Annotated in this window: 25 protein-coding genes and 1 tRNA gene; 13 read left to right on the top strand and 13 right to left on the bottom strand. The window is 73.1% G+C overall.

The window, feature by feature from the left end; genetic code table 11:
* Nucleotides 1–23 precede the first annotated feature (23 nt).
* Entirely contained in the window at nt 24–617 is a 594-nt protein-coding gene (locus tag ACWDUZ_RS25440; RefSeq protein WP_451634115.1) for a TetR/AcrR family transcriptional regulator, read from the top strand.
* 22 nt (nt 618–639) lie between these two features.
* Here ACWDUZ_RS25440 and ACWDUZ_RS25445 read toward each other — a convergent pair whose 3' ends face one another.
* From ACWDUZ_RS25445 to ACWDUZ_RS25460, 4 genes are all read right to left on the bottom strand, one after another.
* The gene (locus tag ACWDUZ_RS25445; RefSeq protein ID WP_451634116.1) at nt 640–1005 is read right to left on the bottom strand and encodes a DUF202 domain-containing protein; all 366 of its coding nucleotides are present in this window, start codon (nt 1003–1005) and stop codon (nt 640–642) included.
* Nucleotide 1006: 1 nt separating this feature from the next.
* Nucleotides 1007–1399: a YidH family protein gene (locus ACWDUZ_RS25450; protein WP_451634117.1), complete on the bottom strand. Its 393-nt coding sequence runs from the start codon at nt 1397–1399 to the stop codon at nt 1007–1009.
* 9 nt (nt 1400–1408) lie between these two features.
* A complete protein-coding gene (locus ACWDUZ_RS25455; protein WP_451634147.1) occupies nt 1409–1912 on the bottom strand; it encodes an NUDIX hydrolase in 504 nt (167 codons plus the stop codon).
* Between the two features lie 113 nt (nt 1913–2025).
* Nucleotides 2026–2919, bottom strand: coding sequence for a DMT family transporter (locus ACWDUZ_RS25460; RefSeq protein WP_451634118.1), 894 nt, complete (start codon nt 2917–2919; stop codon nt 2026–2028).
* 494 nt (nt 2920–3413) lie between these two features.
* Here ACWDUZ_RS25460 and ACWDUZ_RS25465 point away from each other — a divergent pair, with 494 nt between their 5' ends.
* The 4 genes from ACWDUZ_RS25465 (at nt 3414) to ACWDUZ_RS25480 (ending at nt 7419) form a co-directional block, all read left to right on the top strand.
* On the top strand, nt 3414–4364 hold the full coding sequence (locus tag ACWDUZ_RS25465) for a hypothetical protein (RefSeq protein WP_451634119.1): 951 nt from the start codon (nt 3414–3416) through the stop codon (nt 4362–4364).
* A gap of 63 nt (nt 4365–4427) precedes the next feature.
* Entirely contained in the window at nt 4428–5975 is a 1548-nt protein-coding gene (locus tag ACWDUZ_RS25470; protein ID WP_451634120.1) for an APC family permease, read from the top strand.
* A gap of 108 nt (nt 5976–6083) precedes the next feature.
* The gene (locus tag ACWDUZ_RS25475) at nt 6084–6809 is read left to right on the top strand and encodes a molybdopterin-dependent oxidoreductase (protein ID WP_451634121.1); all 726 of its coding nucleotides are present in this window, start codon (nt 6084–6086) and stop codon (nt 6807–6809) included.
* Nucleotides 6793–7419 carry a cytochrome b/b6 domain-containing protein gene (locus tag ACWDUZ_RS25480; RefSeq protein WP_451634122.1) on the top strand — a complete coding sequence of 209 codons (627 nt, stop codon included), beginning with the start codon at nt 6793–6795 and terminating at the stop codon, nt 7417–7419. The genes ACWDUZ_RS25475 and ACWDUZ_RS25480 overlap by 17 nt, the downstream gene beginning before the upstream one ends.
* A gap of 7 nt (nt 7420–7426) precedes the next feature.
* Here ACWDUZ_RS25480 and ACWDUZ_RS25485 read toward each other — a convergent pair whose 3' ends face one another.
* From ACWDUZ_RS25485 to ACWDUZ_RS25500, 4 genes are all read right to left on the bottom strand, one after another.
* On the bottom strand, nt 7427–8452 hold the full coding sequence (locus tag ACWDUZ_RS25485; protein ID WP_451634123.1) for an L-idonate 5-dehydrogenase: 1026 nt from the start codon (nt 8450–8452) through the stop codon (nt 7427–7429).
* A 22-nt stretch (nt 8453–8474) separates the two neighbouring features.
* On the bottom strand, nt 8475–9239 hold the full coding sequence (locus ACWDUZ_RS25490; protein ID WP_451634124.1) for an SDR family oxidoreductase: 765 nt from the start codon (nt 9237–9239) through the stop codon (nt 8475–8477).
* 19 nt (nt 9240–9258) lie between these two features.
* Nucleotides 9259–10656, bottom strand: a complete 1398-nt coding sequence (locus ACWDUZ_RS25495) for a GntT/GntP/DsdX family permease (protein ID WP_451634125.1) — start codon at nt 10654–10656, stop codon at nt 9259–9261.
* A gap of 73 nt (nt 10657–10729) precedes the next feature.
* Nucleotides 10730–11275, bottom strand: coding sequence for a gluconokinase (locus ACWDUZ_RS25500; protein WP_451634126.1), 546 nt, complete (start codon nt 11273–11275; stop codon nt 10730–10732).
* A 142-nt stretch (nt 11276–11417) separates the two neighbouring features.
* Between ACWDUZ_RS25500 and ACWDUZ_RS25505 the strand changes: the two genes are divergently transcribed.
* Nucleotides 11418–12119 (top strand): FadR/GntR family transcriptional regulator, encoded by a 702-nt coding sequence (locus ACWDUZ_RS25505; RefSeq protein WP_451634127.1) that lies wholly within the window; start codon nt 11418–11420, stop codon nt 12117–12119.
* A 78-nt stretch (nt 12120–12197) separates the two neighbouring features.
* Here the strand turns inward: ACWDUZ_RS25505 and ACWDUZ_RS25510 are convergent, their stop codons facing one another.
* Nucleotides 12198–12572, bottom strand: coding sequence for a YchJ family protein (locus tag ACWDUZ_RS25510; RefSeq protein ID WP_451634128.1), 375 nt, complete (start codon nt 12570–12572; stop codon nt 12198–12200).
* Nucleotides 12573–12750: 178 nt separating this feature from the next.
* Here ACWDUZ_RS25510 and ACWDUZ_RS25515 point away from each other — a divergent pair, with 178 nt between their 5' ends.
* Both ACWDUZ_RS25515 and ACWDUZ_RS25520 read left to right on the top strand, forming a co-directional pair.
* A complete protein-coding gene (locus ACWDUZ_RS25515; protein ID WP_451634129.1) occupies nt 12751–13062 on the top strand; it encodes a dsRBD fold-containing protein in 312 nt (103 codons plus the stop codon).
* Nucleotides 13063–13074: 12 nt separating this feature from the next.
* On the top strand, nt 13075–14382 hold the full coding sequence (locus ACWDUZ_RS25520; protein WP_451634130.1) for a phosphoribosyltransferase family protein: 1308 nt from the start codon (nt 13075–13077) through the stop codon (nt 14380–14382).
* 96 nt (nt 14383–14478) lie between these two features.
* Here the strand turns inward: ACWDUZ_RS25520 and ACWDUZ_RS25525 are convergent.
* Nucleotides 14479–14563 (bottom strand) — tRNA-Leu (locus ACWDUZ_RS25525).
* Nucleotides 14564–14828: 265 nt separating this feature from the next.
* On the opposite strand from ACWDUZ_RS25525, the gene ACWDUZ_RS25530 reads away from it, so the two are divergent.
* The 3 genes from ACWDUZ_RS25530 (at nt 14829) to ACWDUZ_RS25540 (ending at nt 17562) form a co-directional block, all read left to right on the top strand.
* Nucleotides 14829–16154 carry a M20/M25/M40 family metallo-hydrolase gene (locus tag ACWDUZ_RS25530; RefSeq protein ID WP_451634131.1) on the top strand — a complete coding sequence of 442 codons (1326 nt, stop codon included), beginning with the start codon at nt 14829–14831 and terminating at the stop codon, nt 16152–16154.
* 158 nt (nt 16155–16312) lie between these two features.
* Nucleotides 16313–16546, top strand: coding sequence for a chaplin ChpH (chpH, locus tag ACWDUZ_RS25535; RefSeq protein ID WP_451634132.1), 234 nt, complete (start codon nt 16313–16315; stop codon nt 16544–16546).
* 194 nt (nt 16547–16740) lie between these two features.
* The gene (locus ACWDUZ_RS25540) at nt 16741–17562 is read left to right on the top strand and encodes a chaplin (RefSeq protein WP_451634133.1); all 822 of its coding nucleotides are present in this window, start codon (nt 16741–16743) and stop codon (nt 17560–17562) included.
* 127 nt (nt 17563–17689) lie between these two features.
* Here ACWDUZ_RS25540 and ACWDUZ_RS25545 read toward each other — a convergent pair whose 3' ends face one another.
* The gene (locus ACWDUZ_RS25545; protein WP_027758838.1) at nt 17690–17878 is read right to left on the bottom strand and encodes a DUF5703 family protein; all 189 of its coding nucleotides are present in this window, start codon (nt 17876–17878) and stop codon (nt 17690–17692) included.
* A 47-nt stretch (nt 17879–17925) separates the two neighbouring features.
* On the opposite strand from ACWDUZ_RS25545, the gene ACWDUZ_RS25550 reads away from it, so the two are divergent.
* Nucleotides 17926–18714, top strand: a complete 789-nt coding sequence (locus ACWDUZ_RS25550) for a hypothetical protein (RefSeq protein WP_451634134.1) — start codon at nt 17926–17928, stop codon at nt 18712–18714.
* Nucleotides 18715–18788: 74 nt separating this feature from the next.
* Here ACWDUZ_RS25550 and ACWDUZ_RS25555 read toward each other — a convergent pair whose 3' ends face one another.
* Together ACWDUZ_RS25555 and ACWDUZ_RS25560 are read right to left on the bottom strand one after the other, a co-directional pair.
* Nucleotides 18789–21188, bottom strand: coding sequence for a helix-hairpin-helix domain-containing protein (locus ACWDUZ_RS25555; RefSeq protein WP_451634135.1), 2400 nt, complete (start codon nt 21186–21188; stop codon nt 18789–18791).
* The gene (locus tag ACWDUZ_RS25560) at nt 21185–22168 is read right to left on the bottom strand and encodes an aldo/keto reductase (RefSeq protein WP_451634136.1); all 984 of its coding nucleotides are present in this window, start codon (nt 22166–22168) and stop codon (nt 21185–21187) included. Before ACWDUZ_RS25560 ends, ACWDUZ_RS25555 begins: the two co-directional genes overlap by 4 nt.
* Nucleotides 22169–22345: 177 nt before the next feature.
* Here ACWDUZ_RS25560 and ACWDUZ_RS25565 point away from each other — a divergent pair, with 177 nt between their 5' ends.
* Nucleotides 22346–23401, top strand: a complete 1056-nt coding sequence (locus ACWDUZ_RS25565) for an LLM class F420-dependent oxidoreductase (RefSeq protein WP_451634137.1) — start codon at nt 22346–22348, stop codon at nt 23399–23401.
* The last annotated feature ends 5 nt before the right edge of the window (nt 23402–23406 follow it).

The raw sequence follows: 23406 nt of genomic DNA on the forward strand, positions 1-23406 counted from the left end.
GAACGGAAAGGCAGGTGGCGGCAGTGCCCAGGACGACGGACTCAGCCGGGACTCCTGTGCCGCAGCGGCTCCTGGCGGCCGCCACCCGGCTCTTCGCCGAGCAGGGCTACGACCGCACCTCGGTCCAGGAGATCGTGGAGGCGGCCGGCGTCACCAAGGGCGCGCTCTACCACTACTTCGGCTCCAAGGACGACCTGCTGCACGAGGTGTACGCGCGCGTCCTGCGGGTCCAGCAGGAGCGCCTGGACCACTTCGCGGGCATGGACGCGCCGGTGGAGAAGCGGCTGCGGGGCGCGGCGGCGGACGTCGTGGTGACCACCATCGAGAACCTCGACGACGCGATGATCTTCTTCCGGTCCATGCACCACCTCAGCCCGGAGAAGAACAAGCAGGTCCGCGCCGAGCGCCGGCGCTACCACGAGCGTTTCCGCGCGCTCATCGAGGAGGGCCAGGAACAGGGCGTCTTCTCCACGGCCACACCCGCTGACCTGGTGGTCGACTACCACTTCGGCTCCGTCCACCACCTGTCCACCTGGTACCGCCCCGACGGCCCGCTCTCCCCGCAGGAGGTCGCCGATCACCTGGCCGACCTGCTGCTGCGGGCACTGCGCCCGTGACGGCGTGGCGCAGGGGCGCGATCTAGACGATCAGTGCCACCGCGCACACCGCGACGCCGGCCGTGCACAGGACCGCCGCCGTGGCGAGCCGCGGGGCCAGGGCCGGCGGGGTGGCCGCCCGCGCCAGGCACTGGATGCGGAACTGGGCGACCAGGAGGAAGCCCAGCCAGAGCGCACAGCACAGACCGCAGACCACGGCACCGGCGGTAGACACCCCGCCGTGCAGGGCCGCCTTCACGGCCAGTACGGCCACCACGGTGGCGGACAGCGTCGTACGCCGCCAGGCGAGCCGCGTCCGCTCCGGCTGGAGCCCGGGATCCCGCACGGCGCCCGTCGACGCCGTGCCGTCGCCGCCGGCCCCGTCGCCGCCGCTGGCCGCCGCGCCCATCTCAGCCCGCCCAGCCGGCCAGGACCACCACCACCATGGCCACGGCCACGAACGCGACGACCAGGCTCAGCAGGGCCGGGAACCGGGACGTGGGCAGGTCCTCGCCGCGCCGCATGGCCCGCTCGCAGCGCACCCAGTGGTTGATCGCGCGCAACGCGCACAGCACGCCCACGGCCAGCAGGGCCAGCGCGAGGCCGATGCGCCAGCCCGAGCGCAGGTCCGGCAGGAACTGGTCCACCGCGAAACCGCCGCCGATCAGGGCGAGAGCGGTGCGCAGCCAGGCGAGGAACGTGCGCTCGTTGGCCAGCGAGAAGCGGTAGTCGGGGGTGCTGCCGTCCTGCCTGACCTCCTCGGGGGCGAACCACAGACGGGCGTTCCGTACGAACTCGATCACATGGGGACCCTACTCGGCCGGGGCGGACCGGTAGGTCCTGAGCAGTTCGTAGGCCGCGAGGCCGTCCGGCACCCACTCCCACTCGCCCAGGCGGCGTTCCACCTCGTCCTCCGGCAGGAAGTCGTGCCAGGCGACCTCCTCGGCCTGCGGCCGCACCGGCAGCTCGCAGCGGACCTCGTACACCGCCGACCACCAGCCGAGGCCGGCGCCGTCGTCGTACAGGAACTTGAACAGGTACTCCGGACGGGGCAGCCCCGTCACCCCCAGCTCCTCCTCGGCCTCGCGCAGGGCCGCGTCGTCGTAGCTCTCGCCGGCGCCGACGACTCCGCCGACGAACATGTCGTACAAGGAGGGGAAGACCAGCTTGGTCGCGGTGCGGCGGTGCACGAAGAGCCGGCCGTCGGCGTCCCGGGCCTGGACGAAGACGCAGCGGTGGCGCAGCCCCTTGGCGTAGACCTCTCCACGCGGGAGCCGTCCCACGACGCGGTCGTCGGCGTCGACGATGTCGAGCATCTCGTCCGCGGGGTTTTCCACAGGATTCTCCGAAGAGCTGTCCGCAGGGTTCATACCGGCATCCAAGCAGTGGCCGCCGCGAAGGGCAGCAGGCAGGTCGCGAGCGCCGGGGGTCAGCGGTGCTGGAGGTCGCGCTGCTCGCCGCGCACCGCCGGGCCGCAGGGCATGGCCGGGTGCAGGCCGAGGAGGACGATGCCGGTGACGATCGCGGCGAGGCCGGCCGCCTCCCAGGTCAGCGCGCCGGCGTCGGTGCGCAGCCGGTCGCCGAGGAAGCCCACCCCGCAGGCGATCCCGGCCAGCGGCTCGGCGGCGGTGAGCGCGGGCAGCGACATGCGCAGCGGGGCCGTCTCGAAGGCGCTCTGCACCAGGATCAGCCCGAAAACGCCGATGACCAGCAGGCCGTACGGCTGCCAGCCGGTCAGCAGCGCCGTCCAGCCTCCCGCCGAGAACCGCTGCCCGCTCACCCGGGTCAGCGCGTCCTGTACGCCGTACAGCAGTCCGGCGGCCACCGCCAGCAGCACCGGCCCCCAGCTGAGCCGGGAGCGTTTGGCGAAGGTGGTCAGCAGCAGGGCCAGGCCCACCACGATCCCGATGATCAGCCAGTGGCGCAGCGGGTCGGTGACCGCGCTGCCCGCCCGTGGCTGGCCCCCGAGGATGAACGCCGTCACCCCGCCGGCGAGCAGCACCAGTCCGCACCAGCCCTGCCGGCCCAGCGACTGCCGGGTCTGTACGCGGGACAGCGCCAGCGCGAACAGCAGGTTCGTCGCCAGCAGCGGTTCGACCAGCGAGATCTCGCCCTCGCCCAGCGCTGTCGCGCCCAGCACCATGCCGACGATCATCAGTCCGAGACCGCCGAGCCAGCGGGGGATCTTCACCAGGTCCAGCAGCAGCCGCGGGGAGAGGAAGTCGCTGAGGGGCGCCTGCTGGGCCGCGTTCTGCTGGAGCACGAATCCGAAGCCCAGGCAGCAGGCAGCGCTCACGGCGAGAATCAGAACCAGAACCGACACGCTGCGTACCTCGATCATCCGGTCGGGCCACGGGGTGCGTAGTGGCCGACTGTAGTCTCCCGGGCCGCTGCCCGCCGCCGCACGGACCCGGATCCGGGCAGCAGGCCCGGCGGTGGTGCCCCACGGGCGGGGGCGGCGGCACGGCCGCACGGCCATGGTGGGACGTGCCCCGGACCCCGCGCCATGGCGTGGGCCACACGGGTGAGGCAGTGCTCGCGAGCTGGCCCCGCGGCGGATCGTGCGGCCACCCCGATGGCGCGAGTGTCGGGCGGGTTCCGCCACAACTCCCGTACAGATCAGGTCAGTTGACGCGTGTAACGCTCCGATCGCCCTTGACGCCGGGCAGGGGCTGAGGGTTTGCTTTCCGTGATCAGTCGACGGCGGGCCGACGGCCGGGGTGAGAGCACCGACCGCACCACACGGCCACGGCACCGCGGCGACATGAGCCCAGTGTGAACACGGCACAGATAAAGAGCGCGTGAGGAAGTCCCGCGGTGTCCCCACCCCCGCCTCCCCTCGGACGCGGCCGCAGGCGTGCGGCCCACATCTTCGACGCCGCTCTCGACGACACCGAACTCGTCGGCGCCCGCGCCGCGTTGGCTCAGGGCCGGTGGCAGGCGGTCCGCGCGCTGCTCGCCCGCACCGGTGACGACTGGGACCGGCGCGGCCACCGCGTCACCGTCCTGGCCGAGGAGCCGTACGCCGCCCCCTGGGTCCGCGACTGGCTGCTCGCCGAACCCGAGTCCCCGGACGCCTGCGCACTGCTCGGCCTGTGCCTGGTCCACAGCGCCCTGCGCGGCAAGGAGAGTCCCGAGCGGGCCCGCGAGGCATGCCGGTCGGCGAGCGGGCTGGCGCCCGCCGACCCCACGCCGTGGCTCGGCCTGCTCCTGCTGGAGCGCGGCCTGGGCGCCGAGGAGGAACTGGTACGCCTCTTCGACGAGGTGCGGCTGCGTCACCCCGACCACCACCACGCCCACCACGTCATGGTGGCGGCGCTCGCCGAGCGCCACACGGCCGCGGGCCCGGACCCGCTGCACGAGGTCTACGACTTCGCCAACTGGGCCGCCGAGCAGGCGCCCGCCGACTCGCCGCTCGCCATCCTGCCCGTGGTCGCGCACGCCGAGCGCTACCGCGCCCTGGCCGCCGGCGGCCAGGCGCCGCCCGACCCGGCCTCCTCCGGGCACTGGGCCGGCCGACGGGCCCGGCAGGTGATGAAGACCGCCTTCGACTGGTGGCTGGAGTGGGGACAAGAGGGGCATCCGCGGCACATGGTCGACCTGAACTACCTCGCGCACGCCAAGTACTGCGAGGGCCGGGGCGCCGAGGCCGCCGCCCTGTTCCACCGCATCGGGGACCACGCCACCCCGGCCCCGTGGGCGTACCCCGAGCGGGACCCCGTCGTCGCGTTCCGCACCGCCCGCGCCAGTGCGCTCGGCACGGTGTGACACGCGGGCCTCGCAAGCCGCAAGCCGCAAGCCGCAAGCCGCAAGCCGAAAGGACGATCCCCGATGACGACGGGCAGTTCGAGCACGAGCAGATCCACCGCCGACGGCGGCGGCATCAGCACCTTCAAGGGGCAGGAGCGCGCACTGCGCGCCGACCGCCTCGGCACGGGGGGCCTGCTGCTCTCCGTCCTGGCCGCGACCGCCCCGCTCATGGTGGTCGCGGGTGTCATGCCCACCACATTCGCGGTGATGGGCATCGTCGGCCAGCCGCTGCTCTTCGTGATCCTCGGCGTGGTGCTGGTCCTCTTCAGCCTCGGCTACGCCGAGATGAGCCGCCACGTCCACAACGCGGGCGCCTTCTACGCCTACATCTCACGGGGCCTGGGCGGCACGGCCGGCGCGAGCGCGGCCCTCGTCGCCCTGGTCGCCTACAACGCCCTCCAGGCGGGCATCTACGGCATCTTCGGCTTCGAGGTCTCCAACCTGTTCGCCACCTACGCCGACGTCACCCTCGCCTGGTGGATACCGGCCCTCGCCGCTGTCGCCGCCGTCGGCGCGCTCGGCTGGCTGAAGATCGACGTCAACGCGCGCGTGCTCGGCGTGCTGCTGGTGATCGAGGTCGTCCTCGTCGTGATCTTCGACGCGGCGGCGATCGGCGACCCCGCCGAGCAGGGCCTGTCGCTGCACGCCTTCAACCCGGACACCCTCAGTGGCGCCGGCATCGGCACCGCGCTGTGCTTCTGCATCGCCGCCTTCCTCGGCTTCGAACAGGCCCCGGTGTACGCGGAGGAGACCAGCCGGCCGCACGTCCTGGTGCCGCGCGTGATGTTCCTCGCGGTGGCCGGCGTGGCCGTCTTCTTCGCGATCAGCAGTTGGGCGCTCACCGTGGCCACCGGTCCGTCGGCGGTCGTCGGCACCGCGCGGAAGGAGAGCGCGGGGCTGCTGTTCTCGCTCACCGAGTCACGGCTCGGCGGCACCTTCACGGACGTCCTGCACGTCCTGTTCGTGACCGGCATGTTCGCGGCCATGCTCAGCTTCCACAACGTCGTCGCCCGGTACGCCTTCGCGATGGGCCGCGAGGGACTGCTGCCCGCGGCGTTCGGGCGGACCTCCAGCGCCAGTGGCGCCCCCGCCACCGGTTCGCTCTCGCAGACCGTCTTCTCGCTGGTCGTGGTGGTCGCCTTCGCGGTCACCGACGGCAAGCCGGCCGGCGACCCGACCGCACCCGTGCTGCGCCTGTTCACCTGGGGCGGCAACCTCGGCGCCCTCGGTGTGATCCTGCTGATGGCGGCGGCCTCCCTGTCGGTGATCGTGTTCTTCGCCCGGCGCGGCGCGGCGGGCGCGCAGGCCTGGCGGCTGGTCACCTCCGCGCTGGCCGGGATCGCCCTGCTGGTGATCGCCTTCTACACGGTCAAGGACTTCGACGTCCTGGTCGGCGCCGGGCCGGACTCGGCGCTCAGCCGGGTCCTGCCCGGCATCATCGGCCTGGCCGCCGTGGTCGGCGCGGTGCAGGGTGCCGTCCTGCGCGCGCGCCGCCCCGAGGCCCACGCCAGGATCGGGCAGGGCAACGAGGCGTTCCAGCTGGAGAAGGCGGCCGAGGAGGCGCCGTAGCCCCCGCCGTCGTGGCGCCTCCCGCCGCGGCCCGGGAAACGATGACGAAAGTCTGACGGGCGCCCGTGATCCCTGGCCTGTACGGGGCACGGGTGCTCGAATGGAGGGGTGAACCCCGAACCGTCCGAGGCGGAGGGCCGCCCCGTCGGCCGCCGCCTCTTCCTCGGCACCCTCGCCCTGGGCGCCCTCGGCGTGGCCGCGGCGCCCACCCTGCAGCGCGGACTGGAGGGAGTGCTCGGCGCCGCCTCCGGCAAGGACCCCACCGGTCTGACCGGTCTGCTGCCCAACGGAGGCGGCTTCCGCTACTACTCGGTCGCCGCCTCCGTCCCGCACAAGGACGCCACCGACTACCGCCTGACCGTCGACGGCCTGGTCGACCGCCCGACGTCGTACACACTGGCCGCTCTCAGAGCCCTGCCCCAGACCCGCATGGTCCGCGACGTCCAGTGCGTCACCGGCTGGCGGGTGCCCGGCACGCCCTTCGAGGGCGTCCGTCTCTCCCGCCTGCTGGACGCGGCCGGGGTCCGCTCCACGGCGAAGGCGGTGCGCTTCACCTGCTTCGACGGCACCTACACCGAGAGCCTGACCCTCGCCCAGGCCCGCCGCGCCGACGTCCTGGTGGCCCTGCGTATGCAGGACAAGGACATCGGCCACGACCACGGCGGTCCGGTCCGCCTCTATGTGGCCCCCATGTACTTCTACAAGTCCGCCAAGTGGCTCTCCGGCATCACCGTCACCGACGCGGTCGAGCCCGGCTACTGGGAGGAGCGGGGGTACGACGTCGACGCCTGGGTCGGCCGCTCGAACGGACGCGGCGATGCCCCTACGAGCTGAGACCCCGGCCCCGCCCGGCACCGACGTCCGCCGCTTCACCCGCGCCGAACGCTGGGTGCACCGCCTCACGGCCCTGCTGATGGGCACGTGCGTGGTCACGGCCGCCTGCCTCTACATCCCCCAGCTCGCCGTGCTCGTCGGCCGCCGCGACCTGGTCGTCCGTGTCCACGAGTGGGCGGGGCTCGCCCTGCCGGCGCCGGTCCTGCTGGGCCTGGCCTCCCGCGCCTTCCGCGCCGACCTGCGCTTCCTCAACCGCTTCGGCCCGCACGACAAGGTGTGGCTGGGTGCCGCCCTGCGCCGCGACCGGCGCCCCGCCGCACGGCCGGCCGGCAAGTTCAACGCCGGCCAGAAGATCTACGCCGCCTGGATCGCCGGGGCCACCCTGGTCATGCTCGGCACGGGCCTGCTGATGTGGTTCACCCACCTGACCCCGTTGCAGTGGCGCACCAGCGCCACCTTCGTCCACGACTGGCTGGCCCTGACCATCGGCATCGTCCTCGGCGGGCACATCGGCATGGCCATGGGCGACCCGGAGGCCCGCCGGGGCCTGCGCACCGGGCTGGTGCGCCGGGAGTGGGCGGAGAGCGAGCATCCGCTGTGGAAGGGGTGAGGCCCGTTCAGTCCCCGAGGTCCAGCAGCACCTTGCACGAGCGGCTCCGGTCCGCGGCCAGCGCGAACGCCGACTCGGCGTCGTCCACCGGGACCACCGCGCTCAGCAGCGCGTCGAAGGACGGTTCGGCGGTCAGCACGCGCAGGGCCTCGTCGAACTCGGTGTCGAAACGGAACGCGCCGCGCAGTTCGATCTCCCGGCTGACCACCAGGTTCCCGGCGAACGGAGACCGGCCGGGCGGCAGCATGCCCAGCTGGACGACCACCCCGCCGCGCCGCACGAGCCGCAGACAGGTCTCCAGCCCGGCCGCCACCCCGGAGGCCTCGACGGCCACGTCCACCTCCGGCGGCCACCCGTCGTCGTCCGGGTCGTCGGCCCGTACGACCGTGTCGGCGCCGACCGCCGAGGCGTACCGCAGCGCCCGCGGGAGCAGGTCGGTGACGGTCACCCGGGCGGCGCCCGCCGACCTGGCCGCCGCGACCACCAGGCAGCCGATCGGCCCGGCGCCGGTCACCAGCACATGACGCCCCGTCACCTCGCCCGCCCGCCGCAGCGCGTGCAGCGCCACGGACAGCGGCTCGGCGAGCGCGGCCCGGCGCGGTGCCAGCCCGGCCGGGAGCGGTCTCAGCTGCTCGGCGGGCACGGCCACCCGCCCCGCGAACCCGCCCTGGACATGGGGGAAACGGGCCGCGCTGCCGAGGTAGCGGGTGTCACGGCAGAGGTTGCGCAGGCCGTCGGCGCACTCCGGACAGGTTCCGCACGGTGTCGCCGGGTGCACGGCCACCGCCGTGCCGGGCCGCGGGCCGGTGGCTCCGGGGCCGTAGGAGACGACCGTGCCCACCACCTCGTGGCCGAGCACCATCGGCTCCTTGAGGCGGAAGTCGCCGACCCCGCCGTGCCGCCAGTAGTGCAGGTCGGAACCGCACACCCCGCCGTAGCGGACGGCGACCAGGGCCTGACCCGCGCCGGGTACGGGCACCGGCAGGTCCTCGACCCGCAGGTCGCCCTGACCGTGGATCACCACCGCACGCATCGCCCGCGCCCTCCCGGCCTCGTCAGAGCACACTCGTCATGCCGCCGTCGACGTACAGCACCTGACCGGAGACGAAGTCCGCGGCCGGCGAGGCGAGGAACAGCACCCCGCCCACCAGGTCGTCGGTGCGGCCCCAGCGGCCGGCCGGGGTGCGGCGGCGCACCCACGCGCCGAACTCCTCGTCCTCCACCAGGGGCCGGGTCAGCTCGGTCTCGATGTAACCGGGACCGAGACCGTTGACCTGCACTCCGTACGGGCCCCAGTCGGCGCACATGCCCTTGGTGAGCATCTTCAGCGCGCCCTTGGTCGCCGCGTACGGCGCGATGCCGGGGCGGACCACCTCGCTCTGCAACGAGCAGATGTTGATGATCTTGCCGTGGCCTCGTTCCGTCATCCGCCGGGCGGCCTCCCGGCCGACCAGGAACGCGCTGGTGAGGTTGGTGTCCAGGATCCGGTGCCAGTCCGTGTCCGTGAACTCCAGCAACGGCGCGCGCAGTTGCATGCCCGCGTTGTTCACCAGGATGTCCAGCGGGCCCACCCGCTCCTCGACGTCCGCGATCCCGGCCGCCACCGAGGCGCCGTCGGTCACGTCGAACGCGGCCGTGTGCACCCGGTCGCCGGGCAGCCCGGCAGCGGCCTCGGCGAGCCTTTCGCGGTCGCGTCCGTTCAGGACCACCGTGCAGCCCGCCTCGGCCAGCCCGCGGGCCAGGGCCAGCCCGATCCCGCGGGAGGAGCCGGTGACCAGGGCCGTACGGCCGCCGATGTCGAAGAGGGGGTGAGCCGTCATCGTCGTACTCCCGATGCCGCTAGATGATCAGGGACAGCAGCAGGACCAGACCGCCGGCCACCACGGAGATGATCGTCTCCATGACGGACCAGCTCTTGATGGTCTGACCGACGTTCAGCCCGAAGTACTCCTTCACCAGCCAGAAGCCGGCGTCGTTGACGTGGCTGAAGAAGAGGGAGCCCGCGCCGACCGCCAGGACCAGCAGGGCCGCGTGCGTGGTGGACATGTCGGCCGCCAGCGGGGCGACCAGACCGGCCGCCGAGATGGTCGCCACCGTCGCCGAACCGGTCGCGAGCCGGATCGCCACCGCGATCAGCCACGCCAGCAGCAGCGCCGGGATCGACCAGTCCTTGGAGATGTCCAGGATCATCTGGCCCACCCCGCTGTCGATCAGCGTCTGCTTGAAGCCGCCGCCCGCACCGACGATCAGCAGGATGCCCGCGATGGGCATCAGGCCCTTCTCGACGATGGAGGTGACCCGCTCCTTGGAGAACCCGGCCGGGCGGCCCAGCGTGAAGATGCCGACGATCACGGCGGCCAGCAGCGCGATCAGCGGCGAGCCGATGACGTCGAAGACGCGCTGGGTCATGTTGGAGGGGTCGTCGATGACGATGTCCACCAGCGCCTTGGCCAGCATCAGCACGACCGGCAGCAGCACGGTGGCCAGCGTCGCGCCGAAGCCGGGACGCCGCTGAAGCTCCTCGGAGGGGCGCTGCGGGAGCATCCGGTCGGGGGCGGGGACGTCGACCCAGCGGGCCGCCACCTTGGAGAACAGCGGACCGGCGATGATCACGGTGGGTATGGCGACCAGGATGCCCAGCGCCAGCGTCACGCCCAGGTTGGCCTTGACCGCGTCGATGGCGACCAGCGGGCCGGGGTGCGGCGGGATCAGGCCGTGCATCACCGACAGACCGGCCAGCGCCGGGATACCGATGCGCATCAGGGAGTAGTTGCCGCGCTTGGCGACCATGAGCACGACCGGGATCAGCAGCACGATGCCGACCTCGAAGAACAGCGGCAGGCCGATCACGGAGGCGATGAGGACCATCGCCCACGGCATCGCCCGGCCCCCGGCCTTCGCCAGGATCGTGTCCACCACCTGGTCGGCGCCGCCGGAGTCGGCGAGCATCTTGCCGAGGATCGCGCCCAGCGCGATCAGCACGCCGACACCGGCGACCGTCGAGCCGAGGCCGGCGGTGAAGCTGGAGATCGCCTTGTCCAGCGGTGCGCCGGCGACCGCGCCGAGCACCAGTGACCCGATGGTCAGTGAAAGGAAGGCGTGCAGCTTGAACTTGGTGATGAGCAGGACGATGACGGCGATGCCCGCCAGTACGGCGATGCCCAGCTGAGCGTGTCCGGCCGAGGTGATCGGCGGGGGCGCGTCCGCTGCCAGCATCTCGACGCTGAGTCTGGTCACGGGTTTCCCTTGGGGGTGAAGTGGGACGGTGGGGACAGGTGGAGCGGCGGCCGGTGACCGTGGGGGACGGGCCTTACCGTGGGGACGGTTCGGTCCGGGCCGGCCGCGTGGAGCTGTCGAGGTCGTCCAGAGCGGCCAGGGCGCGGGTGGCGATCTCCTCGGGCGTGCCCGAGACATCCACCTCGACGCCCGCCTCGTCCGCCTGGAGCGGCTGGAGCGTGGCGAACTGGGAGTCCAGCAGTGCCGTCGGCATGAAGTGACCGTGACGGTGTGCCATCCGGTCCCCGATGAGCTCCCGGCTGCCCGTCAGATGGACGAACACGATGCCGGGAGCCTCGGCCCTGAGCCGGTCACGGTACGACCGCTTCAGCGCCGAGCAGCTCACCACCCCGCCGAGCCCCGCCCGGCCATGTGCCCAGGCGCCGATGGCGTCCAGCCACGGCCACCGGTCATCGTCGTCGAGCGGATGGCCGGCCGTCATCTTGTCGATGTTGGCCTGCGGATGGAAGTCGTCGCCCTCGGCGTACGGGACGCCGAGCCGGTCCGCGAGCAGAGGACCGATGGTGGTCTTGCCCGTGCCGGCGACGCCCATCACCACGACGACGTGGGGAGTGCGCATCACTGCCTCGCTGTCTTCCTCGACATGGGACGCCGACATCCGGCGTCGCCACACTGAAACCCATTAGGTAGGACAAATTCAAGACTCTGTGATGTATAAGTCTGACTTTTTAGTTCCGTGATCCACACCGTACGCTGAGTGCATGAGCACACCGGGCCGGGGGCTGCACGGCCACGTACTGGACACCCTCGGCCCCGCGATCACCGCGGGGGAGTACCCGCCGGGCAGCGTCCTGCGCACCGACGAGCTGGCACAGCGTTTCGACGTGTCACGCTCGGTGATGCGCGAGGCCGTGCGGGTCCTGGAGTCCATGCACCTGGTCGCCTCCCGCCGACGCGTCGGCGTGACGGTGCTCCCGCAGTCGGACTGGAACGTCTACGACCCACAGGTGATCCGCTGGCGTCTGGCCGGCGCCGACCGCCCGCGCCAACTGCGCTCGCTGACCGTGCTGCGCTCGGCGGTCGAACCGGTCGCCGCCGGCCTGGCCGCCAGGCACGCCACGCCCGAGCAGTGCTCCGAGCTCACCGAGTGCGCCCTCGGCATGGTGGCCAACTCACGCGGGCACCGGCTGGAGGAGTACCTGTTCCACGACGTGGCCTTCCACCGTGTGATCCTCAACGCCTCCGGCAACGAGATGTTCGCCCGCCTCGGCGACGTCGTCGCCGAGGTCCTGGCCGGCCGCACCCACCACGAGGTCATGTTCGAGGACCCCGACCCGGCCGCCGTCACCCTTCACGTCCAGGTCGCCGAGGCCGTGCGGGCGCGCGACGCCGACCGGGCGGAGCGGCTGACACGGGAGATCACCGTCGGCGCCCTGCACGAACTGGACATCCTGGCGCCGTAGCCGTAGCCGTAGCCGTAGCCGTAGCCGTTCCTCAGGAGGCTCGCTGCGACGGACGTTCCGGCGCCACGGCCCGCCGCGCTACTCCAGGAAGTCCCCGTCGACGTACACCCACGCCCCCTCGACCCGCTCGAACCTGCTGCGCTCGTGCAGCGAACCGCCCCGGTAGGACGCCCGGAACGTGACCGTGCCCGTGGTGTGGAACGCGGAACCGTCCGTCGTGCCGAGGATCTCCAGGCCCGTCCAGCGCATCCCCGCATCCAGGTCGAGCCGCGCGGGCCGGGTCCGCGGGTGCCAGGTCCGCAGCAGATACCCCGCGTCCCCTCGCGCGAAGGCGGAGTACCGCGAGCGCATCAGGGCCTCGGCGGTCGGCGCGGCGGCCGCACCGCTGTGGTAGCGGCCGCAGCACCTCGCGTACGGCTCGGACCGCCCGCACGGGCAGGGACGCGTGGTCATGCCCACATTCTGCCTGCCGTCCGAGGGCGCACGCCGCCGTGCCCCGCCCCACGGCGCCGGGTGCCGGACACCCGTGCGGTCACCGGCCGTGCGAGGCACAGTGGAAGAGGCGGAACGGTGTGCCGGTGTCCGCACCGGCACCCGCGTCCCGCCCCGGGAAACCGAGGGGAGACGGACGATGACGCGACCCGTCGACAGCCGGCCACAGTCCGTCAAGGAGTGGCGGCTGAACCTGTACCTGTCCGAGCACGACCCGGAGACCACGGCCCGGATCGTCCTGGACACCGGTGACAACGTCGTGGAGACCTGCGCGGAGGCCCGCCGCAACCCCTACGACTCGGCCGTGCCGGACATCGGTGACGAGCTCGCCGCCGGCCGGGCGCTGATCGCTCTGGGCCGTGAACTGCTGCGCAACGCGGCGGGCGACATCAAGGCGATGGGGGCGCCGGAAGCGACACCTCCCACGCCGCTCTGGTCGCCCAGGGAGTGAGGGAGGTCAGCGGTGCTCTTTCGGAATCGTGACGAAGCAGGCAGGCGACTGGCCGCCCGCCTCACGCACCTCACCGGCCGGGACGTCGTGGTGCTCGGGCTGCCGCGAGGCGGAGTCCCGGTCGCCGCGGCGGTCGCGGACGCGCTCGGCGCACCACTGGACCTCTGCCTGGTACGGAAACTGGGGGTGCCCTCGCAGCCGGAGCTGGCCATGGGCGCGATCGGCGAGGACGGCGTGCGCGTCGTCGACGACATGGTCGTGCGCGGGGCGGGGGTGCCGCCGGGCGCGCTGGCGCGCGTGGAGGAACGCGAGCGCGAGGAACTGGCCCGGCGCGCCGAGCGCTACCGCAGTGGGCGTCCGCCGCTCCCCGTCGAGGGCCGGACCGTCGTGGTGGTCGACGACGGGGTGGCCACCGGATCGACCGCTCGGGCCGCCTGCCGCACGGTACGGGCCAGGGGAGCGGCGCGGACGGTGCTGGCGGTGCCGGTCGCCCCGCCGGACTGGACCGCACGGCTCGGCGGGGAGGCCGACGAGCTCATCGCCCTGGAGACCCCGCCCGGCTTCTTCGCCGTCGGCCAGTTCTACGAGGACTTCGGCCAGCTCGAGGACGAGGACGTCATCGCTCGCCTGCGGCGGCAGCGCTCCGCCACGGGGGCGTCCGGCGGTGACCCGGAGTCGGTGGACCAGGAGGTCGAGGTGGCGGCCGGCGCCGTACGGCTCGGCGGGCATCTGACCGTGCCCGCCGACGCGTCCGGCGTCGTGCTCTTCGCGCACGGCAGCGGCAGTGGCCGGCACAGCCCCCGCAACCGGTTCGTGGCCGCCGGGCTGAACCGGGCCGGCCTCGGCACACTGCTGTTCGACCTGCTCACCGAGGAGGAGGCGCGCGACCGGGCCAATGTGTTCGACACCGAGCTGCTGGCCGCCCGGCTCGCCGGCGCCACCAGGTGGCTGCGCGGCCAGAGCGCCGCCGAAGGGCTCGCCATCGGCTACTTCGGCGCCAGCACCGGGGCCGCCGCCGCCCTGTGGGCGGCCGCGGAACCGGACGCGCGCATCGCCGCCGTCGTCTCCCGCGGCGGCCGGCCCGACCTGGCCGGCCCCCGGCTGGCGGTCGTCACGTCTCCGACCCTGCTCGTCGTCGGCGGCGCCGACCACCTCGTGCTGGACCTCAACCGAACCGCCCAGTCCCAGCTGACCTGCGAGAACCGGCTCTCCGTCGTCCCCGGCGCGACCCACCTCTTCGAGGAGCCGGGCGCACTGGAACAGGTGACCGACCTGGCCCGCGACTGGTTCACGGATCACATGGCGCCGGCCCACGTCTGAGCGCGTGAGCCGGGCCGTGCGGGCCCGGGAAGCCGGCCTCTGTGCGGACACACAGAAGCGGTGCCGACCGTTTCCGGTCGACACCGCTCCTCGCTGTGTCCGAGGGGGGACTTGAACCCCCACGCCCGATAAAGGGCACTAGCACCTCAAGCTAGCGCGTCTGCCATTCCGCCACCCGGACAAGGTGTCTGCCGTGCGGGTTCTCCCCGCGTCGACGACGTAAACATTACCAGGCTTTCGCGCGTGCCCGATCACCGATCACCGCCGGTGGATCCCCCGGGCATCACCGCCGCGGATCCCCCGGGCCCGCGGCGAACGGGAGGGGACGGGACGGGGCCGCTCTTGGGCCGGGACCGGGGCAGGGGGGAGGATGGGCTGGCCACCGGCACACGAGGCGGGTCGCCGCCACTCTGGGCGGCCGCCGGAACACAGCGGGAGGAAGCAGCGTGAGCGAGACGGACACGGCCAGGGGCGTCACCGGCGAGGACGAGGTCGTGGACCTCTGCCGCGAGCTGATCCAGATCGACACCAGCAACTACGGCGACCACTCGGGGCCGGGCGAGCGCAAGGCCGCCGAGTACGTCGCCGAGAAGCTCGCCGAGGTGGGACTGGAGCCGAAGATCTTCGAGTCGCACCCGGGCCGGGCCTCCACCGTGGCCCGCATCGAGGGCGAGGACCCGTCGCGGCCCGCGCTGTTGATCCACGGCCACACCGACGTCGTACCGGCCAACGCCGACGACTGGACCCACCACCCCTTCTCCGGCGAGGTCGCGGACGGCTGCGTATGGGGCCGTGGCGCGGTCGACATGAAGGACATGGACGCGATGACGCTGGCCGTCGTCCGTGACCGGCTGCGCAGCGGACGCAGGCCCCCCAGGGACATCGTGCTCGCCTTCCTCGCCGACGAGGAGGCGGGCGGCACGTACGGCGCCCGCCACCTGGTCGACAAGCACCCTGACCTCTTCGAGGGCGTCACCGAGGGCATCAGCGAGGTCGGCGGCTTCTCCTTCACCGTCAGCGAGCAGCGGCGGCTCTACCTCATCCAGACGGCCGAGAAGGGCATGCACTGGATGAAGCTGACCGTGGCCGGCACGGCGGGGCACGGCTCGATGATCCATCGGGACAACGCGATCACAGAGCTGTCGGAGGCCGTCGCCCGCCTCGGACGGCACAAGTTCCCGGTGCGGGTGACCAGGACCACCCGGGCCTTCCTCGACGAACTCGGCGACGCCCTCGGCACCGAACTCGACCCCGAGAACATGGAGGGGACCCTCGCCAGGCTCGGCGGCATCGCCAAGCTCATCGGCGCGACCCTGAGCAACACCGCCAATCCCACCCAGCTCGGCGCCGGTTACAAGGTCAACGTCATCCCGGGCGAGGCCACGGCCCACGTCGACGGACGCTTCCTGCCCGGACACGAGGAGGAGTTCCTGGCGGACCTGGACCGCATTCTCGGGCCCAGGGTGAAGCGCGAGGACGTGCACTCCGACAAGGCCGTCGAGACGACCTTCGACGGGGACCTGGTGGCCGCGATGCAGTCGGCGCTGCTCGCCGAGGACCCCGCCGCCAAGGCCGTGCCGTACATGCTCTCCGGCGGCACCGACGCCAAGTCCTTCGACGACCTGGGCATCCGCGGCTTCGGGTTCGCGCCGCTGAAGCTGCCCCCGGAGCTGGACTTCGCAGGCATGTTCCACGGGGTGGACGAGCGGGTGCCGGTGGACGGGCTGAAGTTCGGCGTACGGGTCCTGGACCGGTTCATCGACGCGTCCTGACCCCGGTCATCGTGCAGTTGACCTCGGTAATCGGCCGCCTGTGCGGCCACGACCGGTAAGGGTGAATGCGACCATAAGCTCGTAGCTCCATTACTCCCTCCTCGTTACAGGTAATGCGATCAGCAACACGAGATCGCTTTTGCCAACTAGGAGGAATAATGATCAAGAAGGTCGTCGCTGCCGCGGTTGCCACCGGTGGGCTGGTTCTCGCGGGCGCGGGGATGGCCGCCGCCGACTCCGGAGCTCAGGGTGCTGCCGTGCAGTCCCCGGGTGTCGTCTCCGGGAACGTCATCCAGGTGCCCGTGCACGTGCCGGTGAACGTCTGCGGCAACACGATCTCGGTGATCGGGCTGCTGAACCCCGCCTTCGGCAACACCTGCGTCAACAACTGACGTCGTGGCCCGCCCCGTGAGGGTCTGACTCCATCGACTCCGTGGGGGGTCTGAACCCGTCGGCCCCGGAGCGCGCGCCATGCGCTCCGGGGCCGGCCGGTTTTCTCGCGCGGTCACGCCGGCGGATTCCCGCCGGACGCGAACGCGCGGTCCGGAAGGTTCGCAAGAAAAGTCGAAGGCAGGGATTCAGCGAAATGCGACAGGTCACCCGTAAGGGCCTGCTGACCGTGGCCGCGGCCACCGGCGTCATCGCCGCCGCGGGCGGCGCGGCACACGCCGACGCGGGCGCGGCCGGTGCCGCGTCCGGCTCGCCGGGCGTGCTGTCCGGCAACACGGTGCAGGTGCCGGTGCACGTGCCGGTGAACGTGTGCGGCAACACGGTGAACGTCGTCGGGCTGCTCAACCCGGCGGTGGGCAACACGTGCGGCGACCACGGCGGTGGCAGCGGCTCGTCCGGTGGGTACGGCGACTCCGGGCACGATGGACACGGTCGCGGCGGCTCGGGCGGCGGCGCGCACGCCGGCGGACACACCGGTGATTCACCGGGCGTGGGCTCCGGCAACCATGTCCAGGTGCCGGTCGACGTACCGGTCAGCGTGTGCGGCAACAGCGTCGACGTGATCGGGGTGGGCAACGCCGCCCTGGGCGACGACTGCGGCAACGCGGGCGGCTCCGGCGGGCACCACACCCCTCCGGGAGGCGGCCGCGGCAACCCGCCCGGCCACCCGGGTCACCCCGGCCACCCCGGCCACCCTGGGAATCCTGGGACGCCCGGTCACCCGGGGACGCCGGGTCACCCCGGTACCCCGGACACGCCGCCCTCCACGAGCGGAAACACGCCCGGCGGCTCGACGCAGGTCGACCAGCCGGGCACGCAGACCGTCACCGCGCCCGGCAGCGGGGCCCAGCTCGCCCACACCGGCGGTGACCTGCCGATGGGCCTCGCCCTGCCGGCGGGCGCCGGTGCCCTGCTGGCAGGCGCCCTGCTGTACCGCAAGGCGCGGGCCTCGGCCTGATCCCGGGAGGACGCCGGTCCGGTGGGCCGGGTGTCCGGACGCGCCCGGGCGGCCACGTCATGCGCGTACATGACACAGCGGGCTCCGCACACGCGGAGCCCGCTGTGGTCGTCCGGTCCTGCTCAGCTCACCACGTGGCGCGCACCTGGCGGATGATCCTCCGGCGCAACCGCACCCTGCGGCTGCCGTCGCGCAGCAGGCTCAGGCGGTACAACTCCCAGTGTCCGTACTCGGCGTGGTCCGTCAGCAGACGCGTCGTCTCCTTGCGGGAAACCCCGCGAGGTACGTACACGTCGACAAATTCGTATTCCGGCATCGCATCTATTGTGCGGCCTGGGGCCCGGTACGGATAGCGTCTGCACTATGTCTGATGCTGCGCAGCCCACCGCTGCCGAGGTACGCGCCGCCGCCGAGGCGGTCAAGACCGCGCTCGACCGCCATCTCGCCGCGGTCGAACGCAGGTCGGGGGAGGACGACCCGGCCGTCTACGAGGCGTTCAACCAGCTGGCCGCGGCCGCAGAGGCGTACGACGAGCTGCTCTACGACCGCTACGACGAGGTCACACCTTTCGAGATCCCCGGTGACGACACGCTGCCGCCGTACACGGGGCCCGAGGAGCCGAACGCGGTCAGCGTGCTGATCCGCCGCGACTACGCCGTGGTCGAGCCGCAGCGGCTGCTGTCCCAGGCCCAGCGTGTGGAGGCTGCGGAGGCCGAGACCGGCGCGGGCATCGGCGAGGGCGGCTCCGGCACGGTGCACGGGGCGCTCGGCACCCTGTTCGGTGAGTTCGAGCCGGACGAGATCGCCTCCCGGCACAAGGAGTTCGGCCTGGAGGAGGGCGACTCCACCCTGTGGGTCACGGCCTCGGACGAGCCCGCCGAGCCGGGCGAATGGCTCGAGGCACCCTTCGAGCACGTCGATCCGCAGCGAGTGGTCTGCCGCTTCGACGTCAGTGCGGTCTTCGACGACGAACAGGACGACGGCGAACTGGACGAGGACGGCCTGGACGAGGACGTACCGGACGAGGGTGACGACGTCGAGGACGACGAGGACGACGAGGACGAGGACTACGACGACCTCGACACCGAACTCGACGAGGACGACGACCTGGACGACGAGGAACTGGAGCCGCTGGAGGCGCGCGAGCGCTGAGGAGGGCGGCGTCGAGCCCGGGGGGTGGTCGCGGAAGGCGAGTTCCGTGACCAACGCCCGGGCGCTGCCTCGTCTCAGTCCCCCGTGGGCGCCTGCGCGTGCGTCTGCGTGCCCAGCAGGACGGGCAGCCTGGTCGTGCGGGGTGCGGCCGGCACCTCGGCCACGGCGCGCGGGAGCGCCTGCTCCACGCCGTGCACCACGGACAGATGTCGGCTCGCCCGGCCGAACGCCGTGTAGACCCACGGCCGGCTGAGCGCCTTCGCCGCGTCGCCGGGCAGCACCACGACCACGGCGGGCCACCGGCCGCCCAGGGCCTGGTGGGCGGTCAGCGCCCACCCGTGCCGCAGCCGGCCCTCCACGCGCTCCTTCGGCACCACCACGGAGGCGCCGGAGCACGACAGACGCAGGCCCTCGGCGTCGGCTCCGACCACCTGCCCGGGCAGCACACGGCCGGGGACGGGGGAGTAGACGATCCGGTCGCCCGGGTCGAACCCGCCGAAACGGCCGGGTCCCGGATTGAGGCGTTCCTTGAGCGCGGTGTTCAGCGCTCGGGTGCCCGCCGCACCGCCGTGCCCGGGGGTGATGACCACGGTCTGCTCGGGCGGTACGCCGATCGCCCGCGGCACCGAGTCGGCGACGAGCTGTACGGTCCGGTGCACGGCCTCGCCGGCGTCCCGCACCGGCACGATCACGACCTCCTTGCCCGGCGCCTCCACCTGGTTCAGCTCGCCGACGCCGATGCCGGAGACCAGCTCGCCCAGCGGTCCGGGGTCGGGCACCCGCGAGGCGACGTGCGGACACACCCGGGCCGCCAGCAGATCCGCGAAGACCCGCCCGGGACCCACGGACCACAGCACCGCCGGGTCCCCGGCCAGCACCAGCCGCGCCCCGTCCGGCAGCGACTCCACGAGCAGCGCCGCCGTCTCCACGTCCAGCTGCGGGGCGTCGAGCACGACGAGCAGGTCCAGGTCGACCGCGCCGTCGGCGTCCCGGCCGGGCCCCTCGGCACCGGACAGCAGCCCGGCCACGGTGACGACGGCGGGGCCGTCGGCAGGCACGGGGCCACGCTCCCGGGCCGTCCCGGCGCCGTCCCCGGTCCCGGAGCTCTCCGGGGTCCCGTCGCTCCCGCCGGTCCTGCCGCCTTCCGCGCCTCCGCCGGTCTGAGCGGGCCCTTCGGTCCGCCCGGTCCGCGGGCGAAGCAGTTGCGCGAAGCCGTCGCGGCCGACCGGACCGTGGGTGGCGGCCCAGGCACGCAGCCCGAGACGGTGCGCCGTGTCCAGCAGGCGGGCCGGCTCGATGCGGGACGCCTCGCCGCCGGTGTGCAGCACCAGGCCGTGCGCGGCGACCGCGCGGATCAGCTCGGCGGCGGAACCCCGGGCGGAGGCGGCGGCCCGCTCCCAGTCCTCCCCCGCGCCGTCCTCCTTCGGCACCGAGTTGACCAGCCGGGCCAGCCCGTCGGCGAGGCTCTCCTCGGCGAGCGCGTACCGCTCCAGGCCGACGAGGACCCGCACCGGGCGCTCCGACTCCTCCGACTCGTCCTCGTCACCCTCCCGGCCGGCGGGAGCGTCCGGCTCGTCGAGGGCGTCCTGGAACACCAGGGCATCGCCCTCGGCGACCGCGCCCTGGAGGGCCGCGTCCGGGTCGGGCACCCCGCGCCGGGCCAGGGCGGCGGTGAGGGCCTGTGCCTCCAGGGCCGTATGCCCGGCGAGGGCCGCCTGCTCCAGCAGCCAGACGGTGAACGCCCGGCCGCGTCGCTCGTCGTCGGGGCCGCTGTCCGCGCCGAGCACAGCCCGTGCGAAGCCGTCGGCCTGCTCCGGCCGTACGCCTGTGACCCGCAGCAACTGCCAGGGGTCGGCGCGCAGCCGCTCCTCGGCGCCCTCGCCGAGGGCCGCGGCCGCCGGGAGGGCCAGTGCCTCCGGGGCGCCGCCCTCGCTCAGGACCTGGCGCACGGCCTGGACGGTCCGCGGCGCGGGGGCTGTGGGCGCGGTGGGCGCGGTGGCCGCCGCCTCGGCCGACACCGGCCCGGGGCGCCGCTCCGGTTCGGGGGCGGGTCGGCGGCGTACCGGTTCCGGTTCGGGCGTCGCGAGGGTGGCGGCGGGTTTCGCGCCGCTCTCCACGGCCCGCACCGCCGCGAGCAGATCGGCCGCCGTGCCGCTGAGCTTGCTCCCGCTCGCGATCGGCCCCTTCTTCTCCGCCTTCCGGCGCTCGATCCGCTCCCGCTCGATCCGCTGGGCGGCGAGTTCGGCCTCGGCCTCGGACTTCCCGGCGGCGCCCTCGTCGGCGCCGGCGTCGCCGTCGGTGCCGGCGTCCGGAACCTCCGCCGACGGTTCGGTGTCACCCGCCGCCGCGTCGGTCTCCTCGGCCGCCGGGCCGGCGTCCTGCGCCGCCGGGCCGTCGTCCGGGGCGGCGTCCTGCGACGCGGCGTCCGGGGTCCCCGGCTCGGTGCCCTCCGTGGTCTCCGGCTCCGTGCTCACAGCGTGCTCCAGTCGTGATCGGGATAGCGGTGCACGGGCGCAGACACGTCGTCGAGCGCCCGGCAGATCTCGTCAGGAAGACTAAGCGCCTCCACTGACAATGCCGCCGTGAGCTGCTGCGTGGTGCGCGCGCCGATGATCGGGGCGGTCACGCCGGGCCGGTCCCGGACCCAGGCGAGGGCCACCTGGAGCGGAGTCACCGCCAGCCCGTCCGCCGCCGTGGTCACCGCGTCCACGATGCGGCTCGCGGTGTCGTCCAGGTACGGCTCCACGAACGGCGCGAGGTGCTCGGAGGCGCCCCGGGAGTCCGCCGGGGTCCCGTTGCGGTACTTGCCGGTGAGTACACCACGGCCCAGCGGGGAGGAGGGGAGCAGTCCGACACCCAGGTCGAGCGCGGCCGGCAGCACCTCGCGCTCGACTCCGCGCTGGAGCAGCGAGTACTCCATCTGGGTGCTGGCCAGCCGGGTACGGGTGCCCGGCGCGGCCAGCTGCCAGGTCGCCGCCTTCGCCAGCTGCCAGCCGCAGAAGTTGGAGACCCCGGCGTAGCGCACCCGGCCGCTGCTGACGGCCAGGTCCAGGGCCTGGAGGGTCTCCTCCAGCGGGGTGCACGGGTCGTAGGCGTGCACGTGCCAGACATCGACGTATTCGGTGCCGAGCCGGGCGAGCGAGGCGTCCAGGGCCGCCAGCAGATGGCCGCGGGAGCCGTCGAAGCGGCGGTCCGGGTCCGGGACACTGCCCGCCTTCGTCGAGATCACCAGGTCATGGCGGGGCACCAGGCCCTCCATGAGCCGCCCGAGCAGGTACTCGGCCTCGCCGTCGCCGTACACGTCGGCCGTGTCGACGAGGGTGCCGCCGGCCTCCCAGAACGCCTTCAGCATGTCCGCGGCGTCGTGCTCGTCGGTGTCCCGGCCCCAGGTCAGGGTGCCGAGGCCGATGCGGGACACGCGCAGGCCCGTACGGCCGAGATGCCTCTGCTCCATGAACGCCGAGATTACTGGCCACGACTGGCGCTTGGGTTGCCTGTGGACAACCCGCTTTTCCCCCGCGCCCGCGCCGGCGAGGCGCCGGTCACACCCGCGTCGCGGTCTGCCGCGGCCGACGGCCACGCGCTAGTGTCTGGCGCACAGGACACGTTACTCGCGAGTAAGGGGATCGGTATGCGGCTCGGGATCAACCTCGGGTACTGGGGTGCCGGGATGGACGCGGACAATCTGGCCGTCGCCCGGGAGGCGGACCGGCTCGGCTACGCCGTGTGCTGGGCGGCCGAGGCCTACGGTTCGGACGCGGCCACCGTGCTCTCCTGGGTCGCGGCGCAGACCGAGCGCATCGACGTCGGCTCGGCCATCTTCCAGATCCCCGCCCGGCAGCCCGCGATGACCGCGATGACCGCCGCCACGCTCGACTCGCTCTCCGGCGGCCGGTTCCGTCTCGGCCTGGGCGTTTCGGGCCCGCAGGTCTCCGAGGGCTGGTACGGCGTCAGGTTCGACAAGCCGCTCGCCCGCACCCGCGAGTACGTGGAGATCGTCCGCAGGGCCATGAGCCGGGAGCGGCTGACCTACGAGGGCGAGCACTGGACGCTGCCGCTGCCCGGCGGCCCCGGCAAGCCGATCAAGCTGACCGTGCACCCGCAGCGTGAGCACATCCCGCTCTACATCGCCGCGATCGGCCCCAAGAACCTTCAGCAGACGGGCGAGATCGCCGACGGCGCGCTGCTCATCTTCCCCTCCTCCGACCACCTCGAGGAGACGGCCCTGAAGCACCTGCGCGCCGGCCGGGAGAAGGCCGGGCAGACCATGGACGGCTTCGACGTCTGCCCGACCCTGCCGCTCGCCCTCGGCGAGGACAAGGACGTGGCCCGCCTCGCCGACACGTTCCGCCCCTACACCGCGCTCTACGTGGGCGGCATGGGCAGCCGCAAGCAGAACTTCTACAACCAGCTCGCCCAGCGCATGGGCTATGAGAAGGAGGCCGCCGAGATCCAGGACAAGTACCTGGCCGGTGACAAGGAGGGCGCCGCGGCCGCCGTCCCGCATCAGCTCATCGACCAGACCACGCTGCTCGGCTCCGTCGACCGGATCGCGGACCGGATGCAGGCCTACGCGGCGGCGGGCGTCACCACTCTCACCCTGGCCCCCGCGGGCTTCACCCTGGAGGAGCGGATCGCCGCGCTCCGTGCCGGCACCGAGGCCCTGGAGCGCGCGGGGCTGGCGTAGTGGCG

Source organism: Streptomyces sp. NPDC003393 (assembly GCF_053589015.1).

What these genes read in the sequence shown, in the direction of transcription:
- ACWDUZ_RS25480 (WP_451634122.1), top strand. Translation starts at nt 6,793, where the DNA reads ATGCCCCTACGAGCTGAGACCCCGGCCCCGCCCGGCACCGACGTCCGC.
- ACWDUZ_RS25455 (WP_451634147.1), bottom strand. Translation starts at nt 1,912, where the DNA reads ATGCTCGACATCGTCGACGCCGACGACCGCGTCGTGGGACGGCTCCCG.
- ACWDUZ_RS25510 (WP_451634128.1), bottom strand. Translation starts at nt 12,572, where the DNA reads ATGACCACGCGTCCCTGCCCGTGCGGGCGGTCCGAGCCGTACGCGAGG.
- ACWDUZ_RS25485 (WP_451634123.1), bottom strand. Translation starts at nt 8,452, where the DNA reads ATGCGTGCGGTGGTGATCCACGGTCAGGGCGACCTGCGGGTCGAGGAC.
- ACWDUZ_RS25560 (WP_451634136.1), bottom strand. Translation starts at nt 22,168, where the DNA reads ATGGAGCAGAGGCATCTCGGCCGTACGGGCCTGCGCGTGTCCCGCATC.
- ACWDUZ_RS25500 (WP_451634126.1), bottom strand. Translation starts at nt 11,275, where the DNA reads ATGCGCACTCCCCACGTCGTCGTGGTGATGGGCGTCGCCGGCACGGGC.
- ACWDUZ_RS25505 (WP_451634127.1), top strand. Translation starts at nt 11,418, where the DNA reads ATGAGCACACCGGGCCGGGGGCTGCACGGCCACGTACTGGACACCCTC.
- ACWDUZ_RS25490 (WP_451634124.1), bottom strand. Translation starts at nt 9,239, where the DNA reads ATGACGGCTCACCCCCTCTTCGACATCGGCGGCCGTACGGCCCTGGTC.
- ACWDUZ_RS25550 (WP_451634134.1), top strand. Translation starts at nt 17,926, where the DNA reads ATGTCTGATGCTGCGCAGCCCACCGCTGCCGAGGTACGCGCCGCCGCC.
- ACWDUZ_RS25445 (WP_451634116.1), bottom strand. Translation starts at nt 1,005, where the DNA reads ATGGGCGCGGCGGCCAGCGGCGGCGACGGGGCCGGCGGCGACGGCACG.
- ACWDUZ_RS25540 (WP_451634133.1), top strand. Translation starts at nt 16,741, where the DNA reads ATGCGACAGGTCACCCGTAAGGGCCTGCTGACCGTGGCCGCGGCCACC.
- ACWDUZ_RS25565 (WP_451634137.1), top strand. Translation starts at nt 22,346, where the DNA reads ATGCGGCTCGGGATCAACCTCGGGTACTGGGGTGCCGGGATGGACGCG.
- ACWDUZ_RS25515 (WP_451634129.1), top strand. Translation starts at nt 12,751, where the DNA reads ATGACGCGACCCGTCGACAGCCGGCCACAGTCCGTCAAGGAGTGGCGG.
- ACWDUZ_RS25470 (WP_451634120.1), top strand. Translation starts at nt 4,428, where the DNA reads ATGACGACGGGCAGTTCGAGCACGAGCAGATCCACCGCCGACGGCGGC.
- ACWDUZ_RS25545 (WP_027758838.1), bottom strand. Translation starts at nt 17,878, where the DNA reads ATGCCGGAATACGAATTTGTCGACGTGTACGTACCTCGCGGGGTTTCC.
- chpH (WP_451634132.1), top strand. Translation starts at nt 16,313, where the DNA reads ATGATCAAGAAGGTCGTCGCTGCCGCGGTTGCCACCGGTGGGCTGGTT.